Origin of the sequence: Nocardioides sp. SYSU D00065 (assembly GCF_017916425.1) — a bacterium.
Taxonomy (GTDB): Bacteria; Actinomycetota; Actinomycetes; order Propionibacteriales; family Nocardioidaceae; genus Nocardioides.
Map to the genome: position 1 here is coordinate 1,523,705 of NZ_JAFMSX010000001.1, position 23,603 is coordinate 1,547,307.

24 protein-coding genes are annotated in these 23,603 nt (G+C 74.3%); 8 read left to right on the top strand and 16 right to left on the bottom strand.

Annotated elements, in window-relative coordinates; genetic code table 11:
- Positions 1-45: 45 nt before the first annotated feature.
- The 3 genes from hutI to J3P41_RS07260 are packed head-to-tail and all read right to left on the bottom strand — an operon-like array spanning position 46 to position 3,784.
- On the bottom strand, positions 46-1,230 hold the full coding sequence (gene hutI, locus J3P41_RS07250) for an imidazolonepropionase (RefSeq protein WP_210649801.1): 1,185 nt from the start codon (positions 1,228-1,230) through the stop codon (positions 46-48).
- An 11-nt stretch (positions 1,231-1,241) separates the two neighbouring features.
- On the bottom strand, positions 1,242-2,576 hold the full coding sequence (locus J3P41_RS07255; protein ID WP_210649506.1) for a formimidoylglutamate deiminase: 1,335 nt from the start codon (positions 2,574-2,576) through the stop codon (positions 1,242-1,244).
- Positions 2,573-3,784: an allantoate amidohydrolase gene (locus J3P41_RS07260; RefSeq protein ID WP_246861482.1), complete on the bottom strand. Its 1,212-nt coding sequence runs from the start codon at positions 3,782-3,784 to the stop codon at positions 2,573-2,575. Before J3P41_RS07260 ends, J3P41_RS07255 begins: the two co-directional genes overlap by 4 nt.
- Before the next feature lie 98 nt (positions 3,785-3,882).
- Here J3P41_RS07260 and J3P41_RS07265 point away from each other — a divergent pair, with 98 nt between their 5' ends.
- Positions 3,883-4,479, top strand: a complete 597-nt coding sequence (locus tag J3P41_RS07265) for a nitroreductase family protein (protein WP_210649507.1) — start codon at positions 3,883-3,885, stop codon at positions 4,477-4,479.
- Here J3P41_RS07265 and J3P41_RS07270 read toward each other — a convergent pair.
- The 10 genes from J3P41_RS07270 to J3P41_RS07315 all read right to left on the bottom strand — a co-directional run bounded on the left by J3P41_RS07270 (position 4,426) and on the right by J3P41_RS07315 (position 13,501).
- On the bottom strand, positions 4,426-5,280 hold the full coding sequence (locus J3P41_RS07270; protein ID WP_210649508.1) for a serine/threonine-protein kinase: 855 nt from the start codon (positions 5,278-5,280) through the stop codon (positions 4,426-4,428). The two genes, J3P41_RS07265 and J3P41_RS07270, sit on opposite strands and share 54 nt — an antisense overlap.
- Entirely contained in the window at positions 5,277-7,028 is a 1,752-nt protein-coding gene (locus J3P41_RS07275) for an ABC transporter ATP-binding protein (RefSeq protein WP_210649509.1), read from the bottom strand. The genes J3P41_RS07270 and J3P41_RS07275 overlap by 4 nt, the downstream gene beginning before the upstream one ends.
- Before the next feature lie 106 nt (positions 7,029-7,134).
- Positions 7,135-7,272 carry a hypothetical protein gene (locus tag J3P41_RS07280; protein WP_210649510.1) on the bottom strand — a complete coding sequence of 46 codons (138 nt, stop codon included), beginning with the start codon at positions 7,270-7,272 and terminating at the stop codon, positions 7,135-7,137.
- Positions 7,273-7,394: 122 nt separating this feature from the next.
- Complete coding sequence (locus J3P41_RS07285; RefSeq protein ID WP_210649511.1) at positions 7,395-7,649, bottom strand: PspC domain-containing protein; 255 nt, start codon at positions 7,647-7,649, stop codon at positions 7,395-7,397.
- 136 nt (positions 7,650-7,785) lie between these two features.
- Complete coding sequence (locus tag J3P41_RS07290; protein ID WP_307861869.1) at positions 7,786-8,448, bottom strand: response regulator transcription factor; 663 nt, start codon at positions 8,446-8,448, stop codon at positions 7,786-7,788.
- A complete protein-coding gene (locus tag J3P41_RS19230; protein WP_210649513.1) occupies positions 8,445-9,728 on the bottom strand; it encodes a sensor histidine kinase in 1,284 nt (427 codons plus the stop codon). The genes J3P41_RS07290 and J3P41_RS19230 overlap by 4 nt, the downstream gene beginning before the upstream one ends.
- A complete protein-coding gene (locus J3P41_RS07300) occupies positions 9,725-10,741 on the bottom strand; it encodes an acyltransferase (RefSeq protein ID WP_210649514.1) in 1,017 nt (338 codons plus the stop codon). Before J3P41_RS07300 ends, J3P41_RS19230 begins: the two co-directional genes overlap by 4 nt.
- Positions 10,738-11,694 carry a D-alanine--D-alanine ligase gene (locus J3P41_RS07305; protein WP_307861870.1) on the bottom strand — a complete coding sequence of 319 codons (957 nt, stop codon included), beginning with the start codon at positions 11,692-11,694 and terminating at the stop codon, positions 10,738-10,740. Before J3P41_RS07305 ends, J3P41_RS07300 begins: the two co-directional genes overlap by 4 nt.
- Positions 11,691-12,869 (bottom strand): alanine racemase, encoded by a 1,179-nt coding sequence (gene alr / locus J3P41_RS07310; protein WP_307861871.1) that lies wholly within the window; start codon positions 12,867-12,869, stop codon positions 11,691-11,693. The genes J3P41_RS07305 and alr overlap by 4 nt, the downstream gene beginning before the upstream one ends.
- Entirely contained in the window at positions 12,866-13,501 is a 636-nt protein-coding gene (locus J3P41_RS07315; RefSeq protein ID WP_210649515.1) for a M15 family metallopeptidase, read from the bottom strand. The genes alr and J3P41_RS07315 overlap by 4 nt, the downstream gene beginning before the upstream one ends.
- A 128-nt stretch (positions 13,502-13,629) precedes the next feature.
- Here J3P41_RS07315 and J3P41_RS07320 point away from each other — a divergent pair, with 128 nt between their 5' ends.
- The 3 genes from J3P41_RS07320 to J3P41_RS07330 all read left to right on the top strand — a co-directional run bounded on the left by J3P41_RS07320 (position 13,630) and on the right by J3P41_RS07330 (position 16,215).
- Complete coding sequence (locus J3P41_RS07320; RefSeq protein ID WP_210649516.1) at positions 13,630-14,187, top strand: DUF1992 domain-containing protein; 558 nt, start codon at positions 13,630-13,632, stop codon at positions 14,185-14,187.
- Positions 14,188-14,266: 79 nt separating this feature from the next.
- Positions 14,267-15,346: a CoA ester lyase gene (locus tag J3P41_RS07325; protein WP_210649517.1), complete on the top strand. Its 1,080-nt coding sequence runs from the start codon at positions 14,267-14,269 to the stop codon at positions 15,344-15,346.
- A complete protein-coding gene (locus J3P41_RS07330) occupies positions 15,343-16,215 on the top strand; it encodes a CoA ester lyase (protein ID WP_210649518.1) in 873 nt (290 codons plus the stop codon). Before J3P41_RS07325 ends, J3P41_RS07330 begins: the two co-directional genes overlap by 4 nt.
- Before the next feature lie 26 nt (positions 16,216-16,241).
- Here the strand turns inward: J3P41_RS07330 and J3P41_RS07335 are convergent, their stop codons facing one another.
- Entirely contained in the window at positions 16,242-17,270 is a 1,029-nt protein-coding gene (locus tag J3P41_RS07335; protein WP_210649519.1) for a M48 family metallopeptidase, read from the bottom strand.
- 152 nt (positions 17,271-17,422) lie between these two features.
- Between J3P41_RS07335 and J3P41_RS07340 the strand changes: the two genes are divergently transcribed.
- Genes J3P41_RS07340 through J3P41_RS07355 form a run of 4 tightly spaced genes read left to right on the top strand, consistent with a single transcriptional unit; the run spans position 17,423 to position 20,130 of the window.
- Entirely contained in the window at positions 17,423-17,746 is a 324-nt protein-coding gene (locus J3P41_RS07340; protein WP_210649520.1) for a hypothetical protein, read from the top strand.
- Position 17,747: 1 nt separating this feature from the next.
- Positions 17,748-18,662 (top strand): hypothetical protein, encoded by a 915-nt coding sequence (locus tag J3P41_RS07345; protein WP_210649521.1) that lies wholly within the window; start codon positions 17,748-17,750, stop codon positions 18,660-18,662.
- Entirely contained in the window at positions 18,659-19,168 is a 510-nt protein-coding gene (locus J3P41_RS07350) for a hypothetical protein (RefSeq protein WP_210649522.1), read from the top strand. Before J3P41_RS07345 ends, J3P41_RS07350 begins: the two co-directional genes overlap by 4 nt.
- Before the next feature lie 47 nt (positions 19,169-19,215).
- Positions 19,216-20,130, top strand: coding sequence for a hypothetical protein (locus J3P41_RS07355; RefSeq protein WP_210649523.1), 915 nt, complete (start codon positions 19,216-19,218; stop codon positions 20,128-20,130).
- Positions 20,131-20,190: 60 nt separating this feature from the next.
- Here the strand turns inward: J3P41_RS07355 and hutU are convergent, their stop codons facing one another.
- Both hutU and hutH read right to left on the bottom strand, forming a co-directional pair.
- Positions 20,191-21,897 carry a urocanate hydratase gene (gene hutU / locus J3P41_RS07360; protein WP_210649524.1) on the bottom strand — a complete coding sequence of 569 codons (1,707 nt, stop codon included), beginning with the start codon at positions 21,895-21,897 and terminating at the stop codon, positions 20,191-20,193.
- Complete coding sequence (gene hutH / locus J3P41_RS07365) at positions 21,894-23,447, bottom strand: histidine ammonia-lyase (protein ID WP_210649525.1); 1,554 nt, start codon at positions 23,445-23,447, stop codon at positions 21,894-21,896. The genes hutU and hutH overlap by 4 nt, the downstream gene beginning before the upstream one ends.
- Positions 23,448-23,603: the final 156 nt, after the last annotated feature.

Genomic DNA, 23,603 nt, shown 5'->3' on the forward strand with positions numbered 1-23,603 from the left:
CCGGCACCTGTCGGCTCGGGTCGGGATGACGGCCGGGCCGGTCGGCTACCGGGCGACCACCGGGCGGCCCGCCTGCCAGACCCCCGCCACGAGCGGAACCCCCGGGCGGTAGGCGAGGTGGACGTACGACGGCGCGTCGAGGAGGACGAGGTCCGCGGCCATGCCGGGCGCGAGCACGCCCACGTCGTCGCGGTCGAGCGCGGCGGCGCCCGTCGCCGTGGCGGCGTGCAGGGCCTCGGCGGGGCTCATCCGCATCTCCCGCACGGCGAGCGCGATGCACAGCGCCATCGAGGAGGTGAAGCACGAGCCGGGGTTGCAGTCGCTGGCCAGCGCCACCCGGACGCCGGCGTCGAGCAGCCGGCGCGCGTCGGGGTAGGGCTGGCGGGTGGAGAACTCCACGCCCGGCAGCAGGGTCGCGATGGTCCCGGAGTCCGCCAGCGCCGCGACGTCGTCGTCCGACAGGAAGGTGCAGTGGTCCACCGCGACCAGCCCGAACTCGCAGGCCAGCCGTACGCCGCCGCCGTACGTCAGCTGGTTGGCGTGGAGCCGGCCGCGCAGGCCGCTGCCGGACCCGGCGGCCAGGACGGTGCGTGCCTGGTCGACGTCGAAGGCGCCGTCCTCGCAGAACACGTCGATCCACCGGGCGTGCGGGGCCGCGGCCGCGAGCATCGGACCGGTGACGAGGTCGACGTAGTCCTCCGCGCTCGTGCCGGCCGGGACGACGTGGGCGCCCAGGAACGTGGTGTCCTCGGTGAACTGGCGCGCCACCGCGAGGCTGCGCGCCTCGTCGTGGACCGACAGCCCGTAGCCGCTCTTGATCTCGACCGACGTGGTGCCCTGGGCCCGCATCTCGCCGACGAGCCGGGCGACGTGGGAGGTGAGCTGCTCGTCGGTGGCCGCGCGCGTCGCGGCGACTGTGGTGCGGATGCCGCCGGCGGTGTAGGGCTGGCCGGTCATCCGCGCCTCGAACTCCGCGGATCGGTCTCCGGCGAAGACGAGGTGGCTGTGGGAGTCGACGAACCCCGGGACGACTGCCCGGCCGCCGGCGTCGACCTGCACGTCCGCGGCCGGGGCGTCGGCGGCGGGCCCGACCCAGGCGACGCGGCCACCCTCGATCACCACGGCGGCGTCCCGGACGAGGCCGAGCAGTCCGCCCTGCCCCGCGAGCTCCTCCCGGCGGGCCGGGTCGTTGGTGACCAGCTCGCCGATGCCGGTGATCACGGTGGTCAGGGCGGGCGTGGTCATCGCTGCTCCTCCGCTCGGGTCCGCACGAGCGCCGCCACCCGTGTGACCGCCTCGTCGAGCTCGCGCCCGATGGCGGGCCGGTCGTCGTCCTCGACGATCCAGCGGCCGTCGGCCATCACCCGGCGCACGTCCTCGGCGGCGGCGGCGAACACGACGGTGCTCTCGTCGCGGCCGGTGCCCGCGGTGCGCGGGGAGGCCGGGTCCAGCACCACGAGGTCGGCGCGACGACCGACCGCGATGGCACCGGCGTCATCCCACCCCAGCGAGGTGTGCCCGTCGGCGGTCGCGGCCTCCAGCAGCTCGCCGGCCGCCCAGTGCCCGCGCCGCTGCGTCGCGAGCCGCTCGTCGAGCTCGACCGCCCGCATCTCCTCGAACAGGTCGATCACCGCGTGGCTGTCGCTGCCGAGGGTCAGCCGGGCGCCGGCGTCGTGCAGCTGCCGCGACGGCCCGATGCCGTCACCGAGGTCGCGCTCGGTGGTCGGGCAGAACGACACCCACGTCCCGGTCCCGCCGATCAGCGCGACGTCGTCGTCGGTGAGGTGGGTGGCGTGGACCAGCGTGGTGCGGGGACCGAGCAGCCCGTGGTCGGCGAGCAGACGCGTCGGCGTCACGCCGTACGCCTCGCGGCACGCCTCGTTCTCGGCGACCTGCTCGGACACGTGCACGTGGAACGGGCGCTCGCTTACCCGCTGCGCGACGACGGCGAGGTCGGCGGCGGGGACCGCGCGCACCGAGTGCACCGCCGCGCCGGCCCGGGCGTGCCCGGACAGCGCCAGCGCGTCGACCCGGTCGGCCCACGCCTCGACGGACCCGTCGCTGTAGCGCACCTGCGCCCCCTCGGGCGGCGCGCCGAACCCGGAGGAGAGGTAAAGCGTGTCGAGCAGCGTGATCCGGATGCCGGCCTGCCGAGCCGCCTCGACCAGCGCCCGGCCCATCTCGTCGGGGTCGGCGTACGGGGTGCCGTCGGGTCGGTGGTGGAGGTAGTGGAACTCGCCGACGCAGGTGATGCCGGCCGCCGCCATCTCGCGGTACGTCGCTCGCGCCAGCGCGAGGTAGCACTCGGGGTCGAGCGCGGCGGCGACGGCGTACATCTGCTCGCGCCAGGTCCAGAAGGTGCCGCGCTCGCGCTGGGTGCGCCCGCGCAGAGCGCGGTGGAAGGCATGGCTGTGGGTGTTGGCGAGGCCGGGCACGACCAGGCCCCGCACCGGGACCGCTCGCGGCGGGTCGCTGTCGGGCGTGACGGAGGTGAACCGGCCGTCCTCCACCTCGACCAGCACGTCGGCGCGGAAGGCGCCGTCGACCCACGCGCGCTCCAGGAGGTACGCCGTCACGCGCCCGCCCCGGTCAGCTCGGCCAGCACGTCGGCGAGCGCCTCCACCCCGGCCAGGCAGTCGGCGGTCTCGGCGTGCTCGGCGGGCGAGTGGGACACGCCCGTCGGGTTGCGCACGAAGACCATGGCGGTCGGGATGCCCGCGGCGGACAGGATGCCGGCGTCGTGGCCGGCCTGCGTGGGGATGACGGGCCGGTCGCCGAGGGCGGCGAGCCGCGCCGCCAGGTCGGCGTCGAAGGCGACCGAGCCGGAGACCGACTCGGGCGTCACGGCGAGCGAGGTGCCGTCGCGCGCGGCACGATCCGAGCCCTGGCGCGCGACCGCGTCGACGAGGTCGGCCAGCGCCGCGTCGGACGAGGCGCGGGCGTCGAGCCAGGCGGTGACCAGGGAGGGGACGGCGTTGGTGCCGTTGGGCTCGACGGCGACCCGCCCGAAGGTCGCGCGCTGGCCGGCCAGCCGAGCCTGCTTGTTGGCCGCGAGCGCCGTCATCGCATAGGTGAGCATCGGGTCGCGGCGGTCCTCCATGCGCGTCGTGCCGGCGTGGTTGGCCTCTCCCGCGAAGTCGAAGCGCCAGCGCCCGTGCGGCCAGATCTCGCTGGCCAGGCCCACCGGGACGCCCCGGTCGACCAGGTCGCGGCCCTGCTCGACGTGCAGCTCGACGAAGGTGCCCACGCGATCCAGCGACAGCAGCCCGGCCGACGGGTCGAGGCCGGCGTCGACGATCGCGTCCGCCAGGAAGACGCCGTCGCGGTCGCGCAGCTCGCGCGCGTCGTCCCAGGTCGTAGCACCGGTCACCAGCCGCGACCCCAGGCAGGCCCGACCGAAGCGCGAGCCCTCCTCCTCGACGAACACCCCGATGCCGACCGGCCTCGTCGGCTCGAAGCCGCGGTCGCGCAGGACGTCGACGGCGGCCAGCGCCGACACGACCCCCAGCGGTCCGTCGTACGCGCCCCCGTCGAGGACGGAGTCGAGATGCGAGCCGGTGAGCACGCCCGGGAGGTCGGCGTCGCCCCACCAGGCCACCTGGTTGCCGATCCCGTCGGTCTCGACGGTCAGGCCGCGCGCCGCGCACTCCTCGACGAACCACGAGCGGAGCTCGGTCTCCGCCGCCGTCCAGGGCTGGCGGTGGTAGCCGCCGGAGGCCGCGGAACGGCCGACGGGTGCCAGGTCGCGCCACATCTGCTCGAAGTCTCCACGCGCGTGCGGCATGCGAGCAGTCCACCGCCGATCGCGGCCCTCGGTCAACGCGCCGCCCCGGCCAGTCGTCTCGGATCCCAGACCGGCATCAGGCGTGCGACCCTGCCGCCATGGAGTTCGCTGAGGTCGTACGCCGCCGCCGGATGGTCCGCCGCTACTCCCCCGAGCCGGTCGACCCGGCCGTCGTCGACCGGATGCTCGCGCACGCCCAGCGCGCGCCCAACGCCGGCTTCACGCAGGGGTGGGCCTTCCTGGTGCTCGACGCCGTGGACGACGTCGCCCGGTTCTGGGAGGCGACCGGCGCGGACCCGGGCACGCACAACGCGTGGCTCGACGGGATGCGGACAGCGCCGGTGGTGATCGTGCCCGTCGCCTGCAAGGACGCCTACCTCGAGCGCTACGCCGAGGACGACAAGGGCTGGACCGACCGGCGCGAGGACCGCTGGCCGGTGCCCTACTGGTACGTCGATGCCGGCATGGCGTCGCTGCTGATCCTGCAGACCGCGGTCGACGAGGGCCTCGGCGCGTGCTTCTTCGGGATCCCCGGTGAGCACGTCGGCACCTTCCGCGAGGCGTTCGGCGTGCCGGAGGACCACACCCCGGTCGGGGCGATCACGGTCGGGCACCGGGCGGCCGACGCCGGCCCCAGCGGGTCACCGGCCCGCCGCGAGCGGCGTACGGACGTCGTCCACCGGGGCCGCTGGTGAGCACAGCGGCTCGAGGGCGGCGCGGACCTGGGTGAGCAGCGGACGCGCCGCCGGGTCGATGCTGACGCAGGCCGCCAGGACGTCGCGCACCTCCGGGGGCAGCGCGTCGAGGCCGTCCGGGGCGACGGGTCGCCGGCGGTGGACCAGCGGCCAGCGGCGGCGACTGTCCCACGTGGCCTCGTCCCCGTACGGCGCCGTGCGGGCGAGGGCGTCGATGAGGACCATGCCGAGACCCCACACGTCGGTGGCGGGTGAGAGCCCGCGCCCCGTGGCCTGCTCGGGCGCGAGGTAGCCGCGCGTGCCCGCGCCCGGCCGGCCGGCGCCTGGCCGGCCGGCGAGGCTGAGGTCGATGAGCACGGCCTTGCCGTGGTCGACCACGACGTTGTCGGGCTTGAGGTCGAGGTGCAGCCAGTCGTGGCGGTGGAGGTATCCCAGCACCGAGGCGAGCTGGCAGCCGAGCTCCGCCGCGTCGGCCAGGCCCAAGGGCTCCTCGTCGACCAGCGCCGACAGGGTCGCGCCGCGCAGCGTCTCGAGCACGACGGTCGGCGGGTCGTCGAGCACGTCGTAGCCGCGGACCAGGTGCGGGTGGGCGAGGGTCGTGGCGAGGTGGCCCTCGAGGAGCACGGCCTGGCGCACCCGCGGGTCGTCGCGACGGTCGGCGCGCAGCAGCTTGACCACGCAGCGGGTGCCGCGCGCCTCGTCCCAGGCGTCCCAGGTCTCGAGCCGGCGGCCGTCGGCCAGGAGAGCGAGCGGGCGGTAGCCCGCGGGAAGGTCACCGGTGGGCGTACGTCGCCGGGTCACCGCGCCACCTCCTCCAACAGCCGCTCGGTGGCGTCGAGCGACAGCACCCGGTCGACGTGCTCGAGGACGACGGGATCGTGGGTGAGGACCAGGATCGTGCGCTCGCGCGGCCTGGCGGTGAGGGACCGCATCAGCCGACGCGCCGCCTCGGCGTCGAGGCCCGTCGTCGGCTCGTCCAGCACCAGCACGCGGCCCGGGCGGAGCAGGGCGCGGGCGACGGCGAGCCGTTGTCGCTGCCCGCCGGACAGCGCACGCCCGCGCTGGCCGATGCGGGTCTCGTAGCCGCGGGGCAGGCGCTCGATGAAGTCGTGCGCCCCGGCGGCACGGGCAGCGGCGCGCACCTCGGCCCGGCTCGCGTGGGGCGAGCCGAGGACCAGGTTGTCGTGGACGGTGGCGTCGAGCATGAGCTGCTCCTGGTGGACCACGGTGACCGCGTCGCGCACCGACGCGGCGGTGTGGGCCGCCACGTCGTGCCCGTCGATCGCCACGACGCCGGCGTCGGCGACGAGCTGGCGGGCCAGCAGCCGGCCCAGCGTGGACTTGCCCGAGCCGCTGGGACCGACGAGAGCCACGACCTCGCCCGCCGCGACGTCGAGGGTGAGGCCGCTCAGCGCCGGGCGCGGCGTGCCGGGGTAGGTGAAGGACGCCTCGCGCACCGACACCGCGCCCGGACCGGCCGGCAGCCGCGACGCGTCCTCCCGGTCGCCGCCGGCGGGCTCGTCGAGCAGCTCGACGACGCGCTCCACGCCGGCGCTGGCGGAGTAGAGGGACGGCACGAGGTCGGCGAGCGTGCGCACCGGCCCGAAGCACTGCATGAGCAGCGTGAGGAAGGCGAGCAGCCCGCCGAGCGTGAGTCGGTCGGTGGACAGCGCCCACACTCCCAGGCCGACCACCACGAGCACGCCGATGAGCTCCGCGAGGTCCACGAGGGGCAGGAACAGCGCTCGGATCCGGCTGGCGGCCAGCTCGGCACCCGCGATCGCGCGGCTGTGACCGTCGTAGGCCGCCACGGCCTGGTCCTCGCGGCCGTAGGACTGCATGAGGGCGGCGTTGCCGAGCGACTCCTCGGTGACGCTGCCGAGCGAGCCGCCGCGGCGGCGGCGTTCGCGCGAGACGTCGCGCGTCAGGCGCGCGAAGCGGGTCGAGACCCACCAGAACAGGGGCGCGACGACCAGCGAGGCCAGCGCGAGCTGCCACTGCATCCACAGAAGCGCGCCGACCAGCACGACCAGCCGCACCAGGGCGCCCAGGCCCTCGCTCACCTGCGAGACCATGAAGCGCTCGACGGCGGCGACGTCGGAGGTGAGCCGGGTCAGCGTGTCACCGAGGCGGCGCCGGTCCTGGGTGGCCGCGGGCAGCGACAGCACGTGGGCGAACACGTCGCGCCGCAGGCCGACGAGGAAGCGCTGGGAGACGTACGTCGACAGGTAGTCGTCGGCGCCGGAGACGACTCCGCTGGCGAGGTTGAGCCCGACGTAGAGCAGCGCCAGCACCAGCAGCGGCTCGAAGGCCGCCGGCACCAGGACGTCGTCGACGAGGCGCTGGTAGAGCATCGCCTCCGCCACCGAGATCGCCGGAGCGGCAGTGAGCAGCAGCAGGCCGAGCAGCAGCCAGCCGCGCAGCGGGCGCAACCGCGGCCAGAATCGGCGGGCGATGTCGAGCAGGCGCATCGAGGCGGCCACGTCGACCAGCGCCGACTGCTCGGGGGCGGCCTGCAGCGCGCGGGCGAGGCGCCGCCGTACGGACATCGGCACTCCTGCGGGATCGGGAACGGCGTGGACGAGCCGGACGGGCGGGCGGCCCTGGGTGGTGGCCGCCCGCCCGTGCGGGGTGGGGCGCGGGTGTCCGCGCCGGTCAGTTGGTGCGCGAGCGGCTGCGGCTGCGGTTGCGGCGACGACGGCGGCGACGGCGGCGGCCGTCGTCGCTCGTGGTGTCGCCCCGGCGGGCCTGGACGGCGGGGGTGAGGGCGGTGAGGATTCCGGAACGGGCCATGACGGCCTCCTTCGGTGCGGTTCCCGGGGTTCTCCCGGCTGACGAGGACGACTCTGGCGGCCGGTCATGACGTGGCCATGAGGTCGCGATGAGAGCGTCCTCATGCTGCGCGCCCCCAGTGGTCAGCGCAGCGGATACGCCCCGCCGGCGGACGACACGGCGACGTGCTCCTCGGACGGCATCAGCCACCACAGGAGCGGGTAGACCAGGAGCTGGCTGCCCGGGACGGCGACGAGGGTGACTGCGAACAGCAGGCGCGTCATCCATGGCCCGAGGCCGAGCCGGCGCCCGACGCCGGCGCACACTCCGCCGAGGATCCCCCGCTCCTGCGAGCGGACGAGGCCCTGGCGGGCGAAGGCTGAGCGGATGCGGTCCATGAGTGTTCCTCCGGTTGCTCGAGTGGTGACTCCAGCCTGCGCCGCTCGGGCACCGCGCACCATCGGGATCCACCCTTGCCCGACCCCGGGACCGCACCGGGGTCCGGCGGCGCGGCGGTCCGCCCCCGAGCTGGCCTCAGCCGCGCTCGACCAGCCCGTGCTCGTGGGCGAACACCACGATCTGCACCCGGTCGCGCAGCGACAGCTTGCGCAGCACCGACCCGACGTGCGTCTTCACGGTGGACTCCGAGGCGAACACCAGGCCCGCGATCTCGGTGTTCGACAGGCCCCGGGCGACGGCGGCGAACACCTCGCGCTCCTTGTCGGTCAAGGTGAGGTACGCCGCCGGCGCGGGCGCCCGGGCGACGAACTGGTCCTGCATCAGCAGCGACAGGTCGGCCGGGGCCAGCACGGCGTTGCCGGCGTGCACCGTGCGGATCGCGTCGCGCAGCATCACCGGGGTGGTGTCCTTGAGCAGGAAGCCGCTGGCCCCGTAGCGGATGGCCGTGGCAGCGCGGTCGTCGAGGTTGAAGGTGGTCAGCACGACGACCCGCAGCGGGTGCTCGCGCCGCGAGACCCGGTCGGGCGAGAAGAGCTGTCGCGTGGCCTCGACGCCGTCCATCTCGGGCATCCGGATGTCCATCAGCACCACGTCGGGCTCGAGCTCGTCGACGACCTGCACCGCCTCGAAGCCGTCGCCGGCGACTCCGACGACCTCCATGCCGTCCTGCGCGTCGACGATCACCCGTACGCCCTCGCGGAACAGGTCCTGGTCGTCGACCAGGACGACGCGGATCACGAGCCGCCCCGCACGGGCACCCACGCGGTGGCGGTGAACGTCGGGCCGCCCGCCTCGTCGCGACGGCGTACGTCGAGCCGCCCGCCCACCGCGTCGAGCCGGCGGCGCATGCCGTCGATCCCCTGCCCGGGCGCTCCCCCATGATGCACCGCCCGGATCGGCTGGGTGACGTCGTCGCCCGGCTCGCCCTGCACGACGTTGCGGACCTCGATGCGCAGCTCGCCCTCCCAGTGGCGCTCGACGGTGACGGGGGTGTCGCGGCGCCCGTGCTTGATGGCGTTGGTCAGCATCTCCTGGAGCACCCGATAGGCCACGGTCTCCAGCTCCGGCGGCAGGGGCTGCGGCTGGCCGACGACGGTCGACGCCACCTCGTGCCCGCTGGCGCGGACGTTCTCCACGAGGCTGTCGAGGCTGCCGCCGCGGCTCGGAGCGCTCCCGGACCGGGTGGTGGTGAGGACCTGCCGCACGTCCTGCAGCGAGGTGCGGGCGGAGGTGGCGATCGTCGCCATCGTCTGCTTGAGCTTCTCGGTGTCGGCGTCCTCGATGTACTGGGCGGACTCGGCCTGGGCGAGGATCACGGCCAGGGAGTGGCCGACCACGTCGTGCACGTCGCGCGCCATGCGGGCCTGCTCCTCCCGCAGCCGGGCGATCTCGCGCGCCTGCGCGGACTCCTGGACCGCGCGTGCGGCGTCCTCCTCGGCGGCCACCTGCGAGACCCGCGACTCCGCGGCCCGGGAGCCGAATCGCAGCGCCAGGCCGGCCAGCCACGGGGACCCCAGCACGAACATGCCGACAACGGCCGCGCCGACCTCCCACGTCGTACCGAAGCGGTAGGCGGAGTCGATGACGCTGCTGTAGTCGATGAAGCCGCTGATGACGTCGTAGACCTCTGAGGCGGCGAACAGCACCACGACCGCCGCGCCGAGCGGGATCGACAGGCCGCTGAGCCACACCACCGCCGTGCTCCCCCACCGGGCGGCGCCGAAGGCGACGGCCGCGATCGAGAGCTGGGCGAGGAGGACGGGCGTGCCGGTGACCAGCTGCGCCAGGCCGACGAGCCACACGAGGCCGAGGGCCGCGCCGGGCGCCCGGCGGCTCAGCCCGACAGCCGTCGCGATGCCCCCGACCACGAGCGCCAGGTCCCACCAGTCCTGCCAGAACGGCTTGACCCGCGACGCCTCGGCCAGCCCGAGGAGCAGCACCGCCGCCCCGAGGGCGGCGTCGGGCAGCCAGGCCCGGAGCTGCTCGGCCGACGGCCGCCCCGCCACCGAGGTGCTCACGGAGCCACCGCTTCGGGCGTGCGCGCCGTGCGCTGGGATCGCGACTCGACGAGGCGCCAGCTGAGCCCGGCCGCGACGAGCGTCAGCACGGCGGCGACCGGACCGGCGAGGCCGTCGAGCGACGGCCGCAGCCAGAGGGTGAGCGGGTAGTTCCAGAGGTACGCGCCGTAGGACACCGTGCCGAGCAGCACGAGCGCCCGGGCGGGTCCGGAGACCTCCGTCCAGGTCCGCCACGACAGCAGCAGGACCGCGGTCAGCGCAGCGATGGCGGGTCCTCCTGCCAGGTAGGTGAGGGCGTGTCCACGCAATGGAACCACGCTCAGGACGAGGAGGCCGACGAGCGCGGCAGGGGCGGCCCACGCGGACGCAGCCACCCTCGGCCACCGGGCTGCGTCATGGGTGCCGACTACGCGCGCCGCGCCGCCGATCACGAAGCACAGCGCCCACGAGGTGGGCAGCGAGTAGGCGAGGTCGGGGTCCTCGCGCAGCCAGAGCACCGTCGCGATGCAGGCGAGCACGCACGCGACCCCGGCCAGCAGGAGGCCCGCTCGCACGCGGCCCCGGGCGTACGCCGCCGCGAGCACGGCGGGCCACAGGAGGTAGAACTGCTCCTCGGTCGCCAGCGTCCAGAGGTGGAAGGTCGCCTCGCTCGCGTGACCGAAGGGCAGGTTGCCGGTCCACGTCAGCGCCACCAGCACCGTCTTCACCAGCTCGTCGCGGTCGCCGAGCGGGTCGAGCAGCAGGGTGACCACGACGACCCCGGCCACGAGCAGCAGCAGCGCCGGGACCAGGCGGCGCGCGCGCCGCAGGTAGAACCGGCGCAGGTCCACCCGGCCGGTCCGGTCGAGCTCGTCGACCAGCAGCCCGGTGATGAGGTAGCCGCTCAGGGCGAAGAACATCACCACGCCGACCACGCCGGCTCCGGGGAAGGCCGCGGGCCAGGCGTGCCGCAGCATCACCAGCGCGACCGCGATGCCGCGCAGGAGGTCGATGCCCTCGATCCGGCCCCTCACGCGGGCAGCACGTCGCGCACGAGACGGTCCAGCAGTGCCCCGTAGGACATCCCGGCCGCGGCGAACATCTTCGGGACCTGCGACTGCTCGGTGAAGCCGGGCATCGTGTTGACCTCGTTGAGCACGAGGCCTGCGTCGGTGACGAAGAAGTCGACGCGCGCCACGCCGCGGCACCCGAGTGCGTCGTAGACCGCGAGCGCCGCCTCCTCCAGGGCCGTCCGCTCGGGGTCGGGCAGGGCTGCCGGCACCCGGAACTCGGCCCCACCGCCGTACTTCGCGTCGTGGTCGAACCACCCGTCGACGACGATCTCCAGCGCCGGCGAGACGACGCGCGAGCCGTCGGCGGTGCCCAGCACCGCGACGTCGATCTCCCGCCCGACGACGACGTCCTCGACGAGGATGCGGTCGTCGAGCGCCAGGGCGGTCCGCAGGGCCTCCTCGAGCATCCCGGGGTCGGCGACCAGCGAGACACCGTGGCTGGACCCCGCCGCGACCGGCTTGACGACGACGGGACGCGTCCAGTCGTACGTCGCCGCGGTGCCCGCGGTGAGCAGCACTCCAGGGGCGGTCGGGATGCCGATCGCCTCGGCGACGAGCTTCGTCGCCCACTTGTCCATCGCGAGGGCGCCCGCCCCGACGCCGGACCCGACGTAGGGGACCCCGGCCAGCTCGCACAGCGCCGCCAGCGAGCCGTCCTCCCCGCGTGGTCCGTGGACGACCGGCAGCACGACGTCGCAGCCCTGGAGGAGCGTGACCGCCTCGCCGAGCGGGAGCGGGCGGTCGTCCTGGTCGCACCAGGTGCCGTCGCGGCCGATCGTCAGCCGCACCACGTCGTACGCCGCCGGGTCGAGCGCGGCGGCCACCGAGGCGGCGGAGGCGAGGGAGACCTCGTGCTCACAGTTCTGTCCGCCCCCGACGACGGCGACGCGGGTGCGGATGGGGGCGGGGTTCACGGCAGGCTCCGGAGGTGGCTGGCGACGGCGGGCAGGACGGTGCGGCGGGCGCGGGCGCGGGAGCCGAGACCGGTGACGACCTCGTGCTCGATGGTGTCGGACCAGGCGGCCCACTCCGCCACGGTCGGCTCGCCGGCGTCGCCGGGGCCGAGCACCGTAGCGGTCTCCCCGGGCTGCACGGGGTCGTCGCCGAGGTCGACGACGACCTGGTCCATGGAGATGCGGCCGACGAGCGGGCGGCGGCGACCGCGCACCAGCACCTCGGCGCGGCCGGAGGCGACGCGCGGCAGCCCGTCGGCGTAGCCCAGCGGCAGCAGCGCCAGGTGGGTGGACTGCGGCGCGGTCCACGTGTGGCCGTAGCCGACGCCCGTGCCGGCGCGGACCCGCCGCACGGTGACCACCGGGGCGGTGAGGGTCAGGGCCGGGCGCAGAGGCGTGGTGCGGCTCGGGTCGATGCCGACGAGGCCCGCGCCGACCCGCACGGTGGTGTGGTGACTGCGCGCGTCGAGCAGGGTCGCCGCGGTCGCCGCCAAGTGACGCTGCCCGGGGTGCAGCCCAGCGGACCGGGCGATCTCGAGTCCCCACGCGAACCGGCGCCGGCCCAGCGCGTTGCAGTCGTCGGACGGGGCGTCGGCGCAGCCGAGGTGGCCCATCACACCGACGACCCGCACCAGCCCGGCGCGCTCCGCCCGGCGCGCGGCACGGCACAGCCGCGGCCAGGCGGACGGTTCGGCTCCGTCGCGCGCCATGCCGGTGTCGAGGTGCAGGTGGATCCGCGCGGGCCGCTGGACCGACGAGCGGTGCGCGGCGGCGACCACCACGTCGAGGTGCTCGCGCGAGGGGACCGCCAGGTCGATGTCGGCGGCCAGCGCGTCGTCGTACGCCGCCTCGAGGGGGTTCAGCCAGCTGAGCACCGGGGCGTCCAGGCCCTCCGCGCGCAGGGCGAGGGCCTCGGCGATGCTGGTGACGCCGAGCGAGGTGGCGCCGTTGGCGAGCGCCGTACGCGCGACGTCGCCGGCGCCGTGGCCGAAGCCGTCGGCCTTGACCACCGCCATCACCTGAGCGTCGGTGCGCGAGCAGAACAGGCGGGTGTTCGCGGCGACCGCCGTCAGGTCGACCTCGAGGCGCGGACCGTGACCGGTGGCCGCGTCGGGGACGCTCGCCAGCGCGGTCACGCGGCCTCCCCCTCGATCCGCGTGCCGGGCTCGACGGGACCGTAGAGCGCCGCGTCGGCGCCGGTGAGCAGCGCCCAGTAGCGGTCGCCGTAGCTCCAGTGCCACCACTCGGTGGGGTAGTTCACCAGGCCGGCGCCGCCGAGCACGCGGGCGAGCAGGTCACGGTGGGACCGGGCCTCGGCGCCGACGGCCGCGGCGAAGAAGCACGCTCCGTCGGACTCCTCCGGCGTCGCGTCGATCCGCGTGCCCATGTCGAGCTCGTCGCCGTCGGCGCCGACCAGCGTGAGGTCGACCGCCGCGCCCGCGACGTGCGGCGCCACCGCGACGGGCGCGACGAAGCGGCTCGTCAGGTGGTGCAGGTCCGTGGGCGAGATCCCGGGGTGGGCGGCGCAGACCTCGGCGGAGTACGCGGCGATGATGGCGCGCTGGTCGGCGACGGTGCGGTGCCCCTCGACGACGCGCAGCGAGATCCCGGACGGCAGCTCGCGCCGGGCCGCGGCGAGGCGGTCGGCGAGCTCCCGCCGCACCACGGCGCGCGCCGGGCCGAAGTCGGGGTCGAGGCGGACGAGCGGGTCGCCGGACTCACGCACCGGCACGGCCGCGACGCGCGGGTCGGAGAGCAGGATGGTCATGGCTCCACGGTGGCCGTCGGCACGGGGGCCGCGCCTCCGCCGGAGGTGCCGGGGCGGTGTCCTCGAGGACGAGATCTCCGGCCCGGAGTCCACCGCCGACTAGTCTGGAGGTCCCGGAGGTGACCGTGATGCCCGACCCGACCCCGCCCGCCGACGACGCCCGTCGCGAGCCCGCGCGCGACCACCGCACCGGCAGCTCGGCCGCCGCCGCCCGCATCGCCCAGCAGGCGAGCTGGGTGGACCTGCAGGTCCGGCAGGCGATGGAGCGCGGCGAGTTCGACAACCTCCCCGGGCAGGGCAAACCGATCGCCGACCTCGACGTCGAGCACGATCCCGACTGGTGGGTCAAGAAGCTGGTCGAGCGCGAGAACATCGCGCTGCTCCCACCGGCCATCGCCCTGCGCAAGGAGGACGCGGAGCTGGACGACCGCCTCGACGCCATCAACGTCGAGGCCGAGGTGCGCCGCGAGCTCGAGGACTTCAACCGGCGCGTCGTGGAGAACCGCCGTCAGCTGCAGGGCGGACCACCCGTGGTGACGCCGCTGCGCGACGTGGACGCCGAGCTCGCCGCCTGGCGCGAGCGGCGTACGGCCCGGGCCGAGGCGCAGCGCGCCGCCCTGGCCGCGGCCCGACCGGCCACCGAGCCACGCCGCGGCTGGCGCCGGCTCCTGGGTCGACGGCGCTGACGCCGCTGGCCTGCGCGCTCGACGCCGGCGAGACATCCGTCATATCGACGCCTCGTCACCCAGCGGTAGTTTGCGCAGCATGACCCGTTCCGCCAAGGACTTCTTCGCCCCGCTCGCCGTCGGGGCGCCGGCGCCGCTGCGCGAGATCCCGGCCCGTCCGAGCCGGGCGATCCACTTCTTCGACCCCGGCAACGAGAAGATGGCGGCCAAGGTCCCGGCCATGGTCGGCACCGTCGACGTGCTGCTGGGCAACCTGGAGGACGCCGTCAAGGCGGAGAACAAGGAGCGGTCACGCCGAGGCCTCGTCGAGATCGCCCGGACCACCGACTTCGGCCCCACCCAGCTGTGGACCCGGGTCAACTCCCTCGACAGCCCGTGGGGGCTCGACGACCTCACCACGCTCGTGCCCGAGATCGGCGACAAGCTCGACGTGGTCATGGTCCCCAAGGTGCAGGGAGCCGAGGACATCCACTACGTCGACCGGCTGCTCGCGCAGCTCGAGGCCAAGGCCGGGCTCGACCGGCCGATCCTGGTCCACGCGATCCTCGAGACGGCGCGCGGCGTGGCCAACGTCGAGGAGATCTGCGCAGCCAGCCCGCGCATGCAGGGCCTCTCCCTCGGTCCCGCCGACCTCGCTGCCGACCGGAGGATGAAGACGACCCGCGTCGGAGGCGGCCACCCCGGCTACCTCGTGCGCCAGGACGCGCCGCGCGTCGACGGCCAGGCGCAGTACGACGCCGCGCGGGCGACGTACCAGCAGGACCTGTGGCACTACACGATCGCCCGGATGGTCGACGCGTGCGCGATGCACGGCATCTACCCCTACTACGGGCCGTTCGGAGACATCGCCGACACCGTCGGCTGCGAGGACCAGTTCCGCAACGCCTTCCTGCTCGGCTGCGTCGGCGCCTGGAGCCTGCACCCCACGCAGGTCGCGATCGCGCACAAGGTGTTCTCCCCCAGCGTCGAGGACGTCGCGCACGCCCGCCGGGTCATCGCCGCGATGGGCGACGGCACCGGCGCGGTGATGATCGACGGCAAGATGGAGGACGACGCGTCGGTCAAGCAGTGCCGGGTGATGGTCGCGCTCGCCGAGGAGCTCGCCGCGATCGATCCCGAGCTGAAGAAGGCCTACGACGCGATCGAGGTGCCGGCATGAGCGACTTCACCCCCCTGCGCTCCGTCCTCTACATGCCCAGCTCCAACGAGCGCGCGCTGGAGAAGGCGAAGACCATCGCGTGCGACGGCCTCATCCTCGACCTCGAGGACGCCGTCGCCCCCGATGCCAAGGTCGCCGCGCGGGAGTCGGCAGCAGCCGCGGCCGCGAGCGGCGACTACGGTCGGCGCACGGTCGCCATCCGGGTCAACGGCCTCGGCACCGAGTGGCACGACGACGACATCGTCGCCGCCAGCCAGGCGGGCCCGGACGCGGTCGTCGTGCCCAAGGTGGGCAGCGCCGACGACGTCGCGCGGCTGGTCGAGGCGATGGAGCGTGCCGGCGCCCCCGACCACACCACGCTGTGGGCCATGATCGAGACGCCGGTGGCGGTCCTCGACGCCCTGGCGATCGCCCGCGCCTCGCAGCGCCTCGGCGCCTTCGTGCTGGGCACCAACGACCTGGTCAAGGAGCTGTACGCCGAGCACGTGCCGGGGCGCGCGCCGATCCTGCCGAGCCTGCACACCGCGCTGCTGGCCGGCCGCGCCGCCGGCATCGCCGTCATCGACGGCGTCTACAACGACGTGAAGGACACCGCCGGGTTCCTCGCCGAGTGCGAGCAGGGACGCCAGATGGGCTTCGACGGCAAGACGCTGATCCACCCCGGCCAGGTCGACGGCGCCAACGCCGCCTTCGCTCCGAGCGAGCAGGCGGTCGCGGACGCCGAGGGGCTCGTCGCCGCCTGGGAGGAGGGCGCGGGCGCCGGGGTCGTGACCTACAACGGCCGGATGGTGGAGAGCCTGCACGTCGAGTTGGCGCGGCGCACCTTGGCGATCTCCGCCGCCGTCCGCGCGCTCGCCGCCGACGGCTGACAGAACGGTGCTCGGACCGCGACCCGTCAGGCGCTCTCGCTGCCGCGCCGGAAGCGGTCGTTGAGCCAGGTGCTGGCCGAGCCCATCCAGCCGGCGAGGTCGTGGACCAGCCGGCCCAGGGTGTCCTGGGTGCGCTCGAACGTGACCGCGTAGCTCGCAGCCGCCTCCTGCGCGGCCTCGCTCACCGAGGCCTCGTCGTCGCCGTCGCGGCGCGGGTACTCGCCGCCGAGGATGGCGGTGTAGGCGCCCGAGTCGATCCAGCGGCGCAGCTCGGTGGCCCGCACGACCGCGAACGGGTGCGACTGCTGCTGGAGCAGCGAGAGCTTGATCAGCGACTCGCGGACGTCGCCGCCCTCGTCGTACTCCGCGCCCTGCTGCAGGAACGAGGTCACGTCGAGCTCCTCGAGCGTGCCGCCGCTGGCGAGCTTCATGTGGGTGCGCAGCGCCGCGGTCGGGTCCTGGCTGGCGAGCAGGCCCGCGCGGTCGGCCGACAGCTCGGCCTTGCGCGACCACTCGAGCAGGGCGACGGTGACCATGCGGATGCCGAGGGCGCCGCCGGGGAGGGCGTTGAGCAGGCCCCCGACCCCGAGCAGCCGCAGCAGCAGCGTGCGGTAGATCGCGTGGCCGCTGATCGCGTGGCCGAGCTCGTGGCCGATGACGAAGCGCAGCTCGTCGTCGTCGAGGTGGTGCACCAGGCCGGAGGACAGCACGATGATCGGCCGGTCCATGCCGATGGTCTGGGCGTTCAGCGTCGGGTCCGCGGCGACGTACAGCTCCGGCAGGTCGCGCGCGTCGAGGCTCGTGCCGACCTCGGCCAGCAGCCGGTGCAGCCGCGCGAACTGCCGCTCGTCGACGCGCACCGCGGAGCCGAGCAGCGTCAGCCGCCACGCGCGCTCGCGGAACACCCCCGACATCGTCTTGAGGAGCACGTCGAAGCCCTTGAGCTTGCGGAGGGCGACGAGTGCGCCCTTGTCTGCGGGGTGCTCCCACGCCCGCGAGCTGATGTCGGTCAGTACGACGCGCGAGCGCGCCGGCTTCTTCTCCCCCGTAGCCATGACTGCATCCTGTCGTACGCCTGGGCAGATGTCGCGGGTTTGCCGCGGCCCGGTCGTGGGGCGTGCCGCGGCTCGGAGCGCGTGGGAGGTTTCGATCGCGGTCGTGCGGGCAGGTGTCAGGGTGTCAGCGACACCAACCGGAGGGCAGGACATTGAGCGAGGCACTGGGCGTCGAGGTGGGCCGCGTGTGGCGAGCGGGCGCCAAGAAGCTGCCCGAGGTGGGCGACACGCTGGAGACCGCGAAGCGAGGGGTGTCGACCTCGTTGGTCGACCTGCTGTCGCGGTCCTCCGGCGTCGGCACCGATGTCAGCTCGCGGTTCGACGAGCTCCGGGGGCTGATCAGCAGGGCACTGGAAGACTCGGAGCAGGCCATCCGCGACTGCGGGACGGCGCTCGTGTGGGCCGCGGAGGACTACGAGCTGACCGACCAGGCGGCGCGGGACGCCTACGAGCGCGAGAAGCAGAGGATCGACTGACATGGTGACCCCGGCAGACCTCATGGACCTCCAGGGCCGGCTCATGGACCGCTACAACTCCGGCTCGTGGGGTTCGGGCTTCCCGGACGACCCGTCCCAGTTCGGCTCGTGCTTCAACAACTTCGCCGACGTGCCCGACCCGTCCCAGTTCGGCCAGCACACCGACGCCCTCCTCGAGACGATGACCCTGCTCGCCCCCACCGGCTTCGACACCGGCACGAGCGACGGCTCCGGCAACCCCGTGACGGGCAACGCCAACACGGCTCTCGACCAGGTCTCCACGGCCGGCATCGAGCTCGACGACTGGACCGGCCAGGCCGCGGACGGGTTCTTCCAGTGGTCGCAGAGCTGGAAGACCGGCATCAGCAACCAGTTCGCGGCCGCCGCCGTGCTGCGCCAGCTGCTGCACGCGGAGGCCGCCGTGTGGACGGCCGCTCTGGAGGACCTCGAGAAGCTCGGCAACGACGCCTACGCCGCGCTCGAGGCCGCCGACGACGAGTTCGACACCGGTGCCGGTGAGATCTCCACGACGCTCAAGGTCGTCGGCGCGGTGGTCGCGGTCGCCGCAGCGGTCCCGACCGGCGGCGCCTCGTTGTCCATCCTGGCCGCGGTCGGCGCCGGGGTGACCGTCGCGAGCACCGGCATGGACGTCTACGCCGCAGGCCAGACCGAGTCCAAGAAGTTCGCCACGTGCTGTCCCCGCGACGTCCTGGCGGACCTGATGGACGGCGTACGTCGCGTCGAGGACGCCGTGCGCGACGCGGAGGACGCCATCCGGGCCCAGCTCGACACCAATCTCGCCGAGATCGACGGCAACTGGGACGAGTTCTGCCAGCCGCCCCCGACGCTGACCTCGGTCCACCGCAACCACATCGCCGCCTACTCCGGGCTCGGGACGTGGGGTGGCGGCTCGTGAGCCGGATGCAGCGCTTCCGCGAGTCCTGGCAGGACGTGTCCGTGCAGACGACGTCCCCCAACGGCTGCATCCACCTCACCAACCGCGGCGACCGGGAGTTCCGGATCACCTGCGACGACTCCTGGTTCCACCGGGCGACGCTCGGCGACTTCACGACGCAGCTCGGCCGGCTCTTCAAGCTCGCCCTCGTGGAGCGGACGCAGGCCTACAACCGGCACAAGGAGATGGTGACGGGCCTGCAGATCACGCCCATCGACGGCAGCCGCAACCCGCACCTGCAGACGTTCGTCGACAAGCGGGACAACCTGGCCGTGGAGGGCGTGTCGGCGGACGGGACGGTGTCGATCGCCTCGGTCGGGCTCACCCACTTCGTCATCACCATCGACTCCCAGCTGTGGGCGCGCCGCGACCGGCTCGCCGTCCAGCGCGCGCTCGACGAGGCCGGCACGGCAATGGTGGCCGACCAGTTCCGGAAGATGTACGAGCTCAAGCAGGCCGGGCATTGAGGGCGCACGCACGGCACTCGGGGCCACGCCGGGTCTGCGCCGTCGTCGTGGGCCTCCTCGCCCTGGGTCTGGCCGGGGGGTGCGGTGACGGCGACTCCGGCACGCTCGCGGCCGGTGAGTCGACCCCGGGACCTGCCGGCGTCTCGGGCGACACCTTCGAGGTGCGCGTGCCGAGCGGCTCCATCACGGTCACGGTCGGTGAGCCCGTCGGCTCCGTCACCGTCGGATCGCAGGAGTTCACCGCGCCGGAGGGCGGCGCCCTCGTGCCGGTCGCCTGGGCACTCGACCGCTACCAGACCTCGGAGGTGACCGGCTTCGACGAGGACACCGAGCTGCGGCTGGTGGCTGGCGACGAGCCGGCCACCGTGACCACCATCCCCGACGGCGCGACGAACGCCACCGGGAGTCGCGTGGTCGCCGTGGGCGCCGACACTCCCGTGGAGACGGTCTCGGCGACCTACGCCGGCCTGGAGCAGCAGGTCCACCTCGACGGCTCGCGCGACGCGGGTGTCGCGGAGGCGCTGTACGAGCCGGCGGCCGCCGGCGAGCGGCAGGACTGCTCGGCGGGGTGGCGCGCCCGACCCGCCGCGACGTTGGAGCTCGACTGCACCGTCCGCGTGTGGATGCTGCCCTACCTCCCCGACGCCGGCTGGAGCGAGGACGGCTCGCTCCACGCCGTGGTCGAGCCAGCCGTGACCCTCACCAAGGTCACCGCTGCCGGCGAGCAGTACCGTGCCACGTTCGCCACGGCGACCGCTCAGGTCGACGGCGTCGCGGTCGACGCCCCGGTCGACGAGGGTCCGGGCGGCGCCGGCTCGCTCTCGGGCCGCCTCGTGGCCACCGACCTCGAGACGCCCTCGGAGTGGATCGTCGAGGCCACGTTCGACCTGCGCAGCCGGTTCGCCCGCGGGCCGCTCGACGGCACGCAGCTCATCCTGACCGGCGGCGGCGCGATCGGCTGAGCTCGGCTCGCGCCCCGCACCGGTGCCAGAAGGCGACGGTGACCGGCTCCCGCGCGGACCTCAACCCCGCATCGGGATCCTCACGCCGCGCTCCTCGGCCACCTCGACCGCGCGGTCGTAGCCGGCGTCCACGTGCCGGATGACGCCCATGCCGGGATCGTTGGTGAGCACGCGCTCGATCTTCTCGGCCGCGAGCGGGGTGCCGTCGGCGACGGTGACCTGGCCGGCGTGCAGCGAGCGGCCGATGCCGACCCCGCCGCCGTGGTGGAACGAGACCCACGTCGCGCCCGACGCGGTGTTCACCAGCGCGTTGAGGACCGCCCAGTCCGCGATGGCGTCCGAGCCGTCGAGCATGGCCTCGGTCTCGCGGTAGGGGGAGGCCACCGAGCCGCAGTCGAGGTGGTCGCGACCGATCACGATCGGCGCACTGAGCTCGCCGCTGGCGACCATCTCGTTGAACCGGGCGCCCGCCTTGGCGCGGTCGCCGTAGCCCAGCCAGCAGATCCGCGCGGGCAGGCCCTGGAACTGCACCCGCTCGCTCGCCAGGTCGAGCCACCGGTGCAGCCGGGCGTACTCCGGCTTCTCGTCGGCGGGGAACAGCTCCTTGATGGCGCGGTCGGTGGCGTGGATGTCGGCCGGGTCGCCGGACAGCGCGGCCCAGCGGAAGGGGCCCTTGCCCTCGCAGAACAGGGGCCGGATGTAGGCGGGCACGAAGCCGGGGAACTCGAAGGCCCGGTCGTAGCCGCCCTTGCGGGCCTCGTCGCGGATCGAGTTGCCGTAGTCGAAGACCTCGGCGCCGGCGTCCTGCAGCTCGACCATCGCCCGGACATGGCGCGCCATCGACTCCTGGCTGCGCTTGGTGAAGCCGCGCGGGTCCTCGGTGCGCTCGCGCTCCCAGTCGTCGTACGCCGTCCCGGAGGGCAGGTAGAACAACGGGTCGTGCGCCGAGGTCTGGTCGGTGACGACGTCGACCAGCGGGCCCTCGCCGCGGCCGGCGCGGTCGAGGTGGCGCTCGAGCAGCTCGGGGAGCAGGTCAGCGGCGTTGCCGAGCACGCCGATCGACAGGCCGCGGCGCGCGTCGCGCGCCTCGAGGGCCAGCTCGACGGCGTGGTCGAGGTCGCGGGCCTGCACGTCGAGGTAGCGGGTCTCCAGGCGACGGTCGATGCGGTGCTGGTCGCACTCGATGCAGATCGCGACGCCGTCGTTCATGGTCACCGCCAGCGGCTGCGCGCCGCCCATGCCCCCGAGGCCGGCGGTCACGGTGATGGTGCCGGCGAGGGTGCCGCCGAACCTCTTGTCGGCGACGGCGGCGAAGGTCTCGAAGGTGCCCTGGAGGATCCCCTGGGTGCCGATGTAGATCCACGACCCGGCCGTCATCTGGCCGTACATCGTCAGGCCGAGGTCCTCGAGACGGCGGAACTCCTCCCAGTCGGCCCAGTCGCCGACGAGGTTGGAGTTGGCGATCAGGACCCGCGGGGCCCATTCGTGGGTCCGCATCACGCCGACCGGCTTGCCCGACTGCACGAGCAGCGTCTCGTCGGGCTCGAGGTCGCGCAGGGTGCGCACCAGGGCGTCGTACGACGGCCAGTCGCGGGCCGCCTTGCCGGTGCCGCCGTAGACCACGAGGTCTCCGGGACGCTCGGCGTTGTCGGGATCGAGGTTGTTCATCAGCATCCGCAGCGGCGCCTCGGTCTGCCACGACTTCGCGGTCAGCTCGGTGCCGCGGGCGGCGCGGATGGGCAGGCGGGGGTTCTCCTCGGTGGTCACTTCAGCTCTCCGATCACTGACTCGGCGGCGGCGAGCACCGCGCCGGACTGGACGAGGGCGACGGCCGCCTCGATCTCGGGTGAGAGGTGGCGGTCGGGTCCGGGGCCGGCGATGCCGGAGCTGCGGAGCAGGCCGACGACCGCGCCCGTCGCCGGCGACGGCGTCAGCGGGGCGCGCAGGTCGAGCGCCCGGGCGGCGGTGAGCACCTCGACGGCGATCACCCGCGCGAGGCCGTCGACCGAGCGGCGCAGCTTGCGTGCGGCGTTCCAGCCCATCGACACGTGGTCCTCCTGCATCGCGCTGGAGGGGATGGAGTCGACCGACGCCGGCACGGCGAGGCGCTTGAGCTCGGAGACGATCGAGGCCTGCGTGTACTGCGCGATCATGTGGCCGCTGTCGACGCCCGGGTCGTCGGCCAGGAACGGCGGCAGCCCGTGGTTGCGGGCCTTGTCGAGGAAGCGGTCGGTGCGCCGCTCGCTGATCGAGGCGACGTCCGCGGCGACGATCGCCAGGAAGTCCAGGACGTAGCCCACCGGGGCGCCGTGGAAGTTGCCGTTGGACTCCACCGACTCGCCGAGGACGACCGGGTTGTCGATCGCGCTCGCCAGCTCGCGGCCGGCGACGGTCGCCGCGTGCTCGACGGTGTCGCGGGCGGCGCCGTGGACCTGCGGCGAGCAGCGCAGCGAGTACGCGTCCTGCACCCGGTTGCACTCCACCGTGTTGCCGGGCCCCGTGCGGTGCGAGGCGACCACGGCAGAGTCGGCCATCAAGGCCGTCAGGTTCGCCGCCGACAGCGCCTGGCCGGGGTGCGGGCGGATGGCCTGCAGCTCGGGCGCGAAGACCCGGTCGGTGCCCAGCTGCGCCTCGACGCTCATCGCGGCGGCGATGTCGGCGGTGCGCAGCAGCATCCGGAGGTCGGTGATCGCCATGACCAGCATGCCGAGCATCCCGTCGGTGCCGTTGATCAGCGCCAGGCCCTCCTTGGCGCCGAGCTCGACCGGCTGCAGGCCGACTGCGGCGAGCGCCTCCGCGGCGGGCATGAGCGTCCCGGACGCGTCGCGCACCTCGCCCTCGCCCATCAGCGCGAGCGCGCAGTGCGACAGCGGGGCCAGGTCGCCGGAGCAGCCGAGCGAGCCGTACTCGCGCACCACCGGCGTGATCCCGTGCGAGAGCAGGCCGGCCAGCAGCTGCGCGGTCTCGCGCCGTACGCCGGTGTGCCCGGTCGCGAGCGTGGACAGCCGCAGCAGCATCAGCGCCCGGACCACCTCCCGCTCCACCTCGGGGCCGGAGCCGGCGGCGTGGGAGCGGACCAGGGAGCGCTGCAGCTGCGCGCGCAGCTCCGTCGGGATGTGGCGGGTGGCCAGAGCGCCGAAGCCGGTGCTGACGCCGTACGTCGGGGTCTCCGCCGCGGCGAGCGCCTCGACGACCTCCCGAGCGCGGTCGATCGCGGCCAGCGCCTCCTCGGTCAGCTCGACGGGGGCGCCGTCGCGGGCGACGTGGACGAGGTCCTCGAACGAGACGGGGCCGACCCCGACCTGGATGCTCTGCATGCGTCTCATGAAACCGCGCCGAGGCGTCGGGCACGACCCCGCCCGCGCCCCTCCTGTCTCGGATCCCAGACCCCCGGGAGTGGGGTGGCTGGCTGTCAGGTTCCCCGGCTAGCCGGGGAAACTTGAGCCTCACCCCCGAAACTTCGGGCAGGAACC